This is a genomic window from Streptomyces sp. NPDC059696, assembly GCF_042733745.1.
Lineage (GTDB): Bacteria > Actinomycetota > Actinomycetes > Streptomycetales > Streptomycetaceae > Streptomyces.
In genome coordinates this window covers 1-3,549 of the sequence record NZ_JBHWFG010000080.1, presented here as the reverse complement: position 1 = coordinate 3,549, position 3,549 = coordinate 1, and the positions used below count along the sequence as shown (strand labels likewise).

The window sequence follows — 3,549 nt, the reverse complement described above, 5'->3', positions numbered from 1 at the left end:
ATCCCGGACCAGCGTCGGCCCGACAGTCCCGCGGAGCCGACCGCCGAGCGCACCTGACTCCCCAAGGAGGCCCCCGTGAGCGCACAACTCAAGATCCTCGCGATCAACGGTTCGGAACGTGACGGCAACACCGCCGACGTACTGCGGCATGCGGCACGCGTCGCCGAGAACCGCGGCGTCGACTTCGAGACCGTCGACCTGCGCTCGATCAGGATGGAGCGGTGCGGGCCGTGCGGCGACTGCAACGACAGGCCCGTGGCCTGCACCCTGGCCGACGGGGTGCCCGAGGTCGTGGCGAAGATGGTCGCGGCGGACGGGATCATCTTCGCGGCGCCCGTGCACGGCTTCGGCACCGCCAGCCTCATGCAGACCTTCATCGAGCGCGCCGGCGTCGGATATCTGCGCTTCGACCGGCCGCTGAGCAACAAGGTCGCCGGGATCATCTCGGTCGCCCGGCGCTACAGCGCCGGTGAGGTGTGGGCCCAGCTGACCGTCAACGCCCTGCTCAACCGGATGATCCTGGTGGGCAGCGGTTTCCCGGCGACGGTGCACGCCCTGCACCGGGGCGACGCGCTCAAGGACGAGGAGGGCCTCACCAACGTCTCGCGCCTGGTCGAGAGGATGACGGACATGATGGAGCTGCTCGACGAACACCGTCGGCTCTCCGGCCGTTCGGACGCGCTGGCCTCCGGCGAGGTCAACGAGCGGGTCGGCCTCGCTCTCAACGAACTCCAGGCGCAGCCGTGAGAGACGACCGGCGGCCCGGTCCCGCCCGGACCGGGCCGCTGGGCGCCGAAGCGGACGACGGCTTCTGGTCCGCCTACGGGCAGGTGAGCGACGCGTTCTACCGCGGAGACCTCACCGCCGCCGACCGCGAGCGCTGGGAGAGCGAGCGGCTGACGGCCGTACTGCGCCACGTCACCCGGCGCTCGCCGTTCTACCGCCGCCACCTGGCCGGCGTGGACGTCGAGGCGGTCACCCCCGCGAACCTGGCGGAACTGCCCTTCACCACCAAGGACGACCTGCGGCGGGAGATGCACGACGTCCTGTCGGGTCCGCTGCACGAAGCGCGCATCTACTACGAGACCACCGGAACCACCGGCGCCGCCACCCCGTGCCCGCGCGGCGAGAAGGACATCGCGACCAGCAACATCGCCGTCCGGGAGTCCTGGCGCCGCATGCTGGAGGCCCGGTTCGGGGACCGGATGCCCGTCGTGGGCCTGATGGGGCCGTCGGAACTGTACGCGTTCGGGGATGTGTTCACCGCGGTGGCGGGGGAGCTGGGAGCCTGCCACGTCAAGATCTGGCCCGAGTCCCCCAGGGTGGGGTTCCGCAAGGCGCTGCGGCTGATCGAGGAGCTGGAGGTCGAGGTCGTCGTCTGTGCTCCGGCCCTGTGCCTGAGCCTGGCCAAGGCGGCCCTGCACTACGGCTACGACCTGGCCGACCTGCCGGTGAAGCTCTTCCTCACGCTGGGGGAGATCTGCACCCCTCAGTTCGCCGACAACGTGGCGACCCTGTGGCCGCAGGCCGTCGTGCGGCCCACGCTCTACGGCTCCCAGGAAGCCCTGTGCATCGCCACCGGCGCGGACACCGGAGCGCTCCACCTCGCCCAGCCCAACTACCTGGTCGAACTCGTCGAACCGGACACCGGCGCCGTGGTCGGCGACACCGGTGAGGGCGAACTCGTTCTCACCATGCTGGTGGACGGCATCAAACCGCTGATCCGCTACCGTACCGGGGACCTGGTCCGCATCCTTCCGGCGAGCCCCGGAGACCCGCTGCCGGGCCCGCGGATCCAGGTCATCGGCCGGGTCTCGGACCGCATCCCCCTGGGCGATGTGACCCTCCAGCCCGCCGAGCTGGAAGCCGCGATCCTCGACGGGGTCGGCGGCTGCCTCGGCTACCAGGTCGTCATCGACCGGCAGGACGACGGCAGCGACGCCGTCACCGTGCGCATGGACCTGCTGGCCGGCGCCGACGGGGAACGGCAGGGCATCGGCGAGGCCGTCGCCGCCAGGCTCCGGGAGCGGACCGGGGCGCACGCCGGCATCGTCGTGGACACCGACCTCGACCCGGTGACCCACACCGGCTCCTTCGTCAGTTGGAAGGCCGCGCGCGTCGTCGACAACCGCTCCGGCCCCGACCGGGCGGTACTGACCGCCCGTCAGGTGGCACACCGCTACGCCATCACCACGTGATCCGGAGGACCCAGGATGACCGACCAGTGCATGGTCTCGGCCCCGGTGCGGGTGCGGACACGACGCCTCGATGTGAAGGAGACGGGCTCCCTGCCCGCCTACCGCGCGCTGGCCGAGCACTTCGGCCCCGACGAGGTCTACCTCCTGGAGTCCGCGGCCGGCCCGAGCCGCGACCGCAGGCACCAGTTCGTCGGCTTCGGCGCGCTGCTCTCGCTCTCGGTCACCGACCGGGCGGTGCGCGTCGAGGGCGTACCCGCCCTGCAGGGCCTGCTCCTGGAGCGGGCCGGCGCGCTGCTGGAGGACGGCCCCCAGGGGCTGCGGCTGCGTACCGCGGCCGGGTTGTGGTCGCTGCTGCGGGCCATGCGGGACATGTTCGACGCCGAGGGGTCCGCGTCCGGCTTCCGCTTCGGGTTCCTCGGCTTCTTCGGGTACGACACGGCCCGCTACATCGAGGAGCTGCCCCACCTCATCGAGACCCGGCCGGACCTGCCCGACGTACGCATGGTCCTGCACCAGGGCAGCGTGGTCACCGATCTCGCCACCGGCCGGAGCGAACTGCTGCTCCACGAGTCCCCGTACTGGCCCGCCCTCGCGGCGGAGACCGTCACCGGGCTCCTCGCCGACGCCGAGCGGTCCTGGCCCGACCCGTCCGTCGACGGATTCCCCGCCTCGGCGGTCACCGACGACAGCGCCCCCGAGGTGTTCGCGAACGACGTCGAGCGGTGTTTGAAGCACATCGCCGTCGGCGACATCTACCAGGTGCAGATCGGCCACGAGCTCTCCATCCGCTCGGCGGCCGACCCCGCGGACGTCTACCAGCGCCTGCGCCGGCGGAACGCCTCCCCGTACATGTACCTGGCGGGCATCGACGGGCACCGCCTGATCGGCGCCAGCCCCGAGCTGTTCGTACGCATCGAGGACGGCGAGGTCACGATGCGGCCGATCGCGGGCACGGTGCCGCGGTCCGGCCCGGACGGCGGCACCGCCGCGGGAGTCCGGCTGCGGTCCGATCCCAAGGAGATCGCCGAACACACCATGCTGGTGGACCTCTGCCGCAACGACATCGGACGGATCGCCCGGCCGAACACGCTCGACGTACCCGACCAGTTGGACGTGGAGGGCTACTCCCACGTGATGCACCTGGTCTCCACGGTGGTCGGCCGGGCGCGGGCGGACACCGACGCCTTCGACAGCATCGCCGCCCTGTTCCCCGCCGGCACCATGACGGGCGCACCCAAGATCCGCGCCATGGAGATCATCGAGTCCGTCGAGCGTAGCCGCCGCGGCCTGTACGCGGGGGCGCTCGGCCTCCTCGACGTGGGCGGATACACCAACCTCGCCCTGTGCATCC

General features: G+C 71.6%; 3 protein-coding genes. All 3 read left to right on the top strand.

Annotated features, from left to right (window positions below; all coding sequences use genetic code 11):
- Positions 1-75: 75 nt before the first annotated feature.
- Positions 76-747, top strand: coding sequence for a 2-amino-4-deoxychorismate dehydrogenase SgcG (gene sgcG, locus ACFV20_RS36585; protein WP_073771955.1), 672 nt, complete (start codon positions 76-78; stop codon positions 745-747).
- Entirely contained in the window at positions 744-2,198 is a 1,455-nt protein-coding gene (locus ACFV20_RS36580) for a phenylacetate--CoA ligase family protein (protein ID WP_079190683.1), read from the top strand. The genes sgcG and ACFV20_RS36580 overlap by 4 nt, the downstream gene beginning before the upstream one ends.
- A 15-nt stretch (positions 2,199-2,213) precedes the next feature.
- The coding region (sgcD, locus tag ACFV20_RS36575; protein WP_385665400.1) for a 2-amino-4-deoxychorismate synthase SgcD at positions 2,214-3,549 on the top strand (1,336 nt) is incomplete at its 3' end.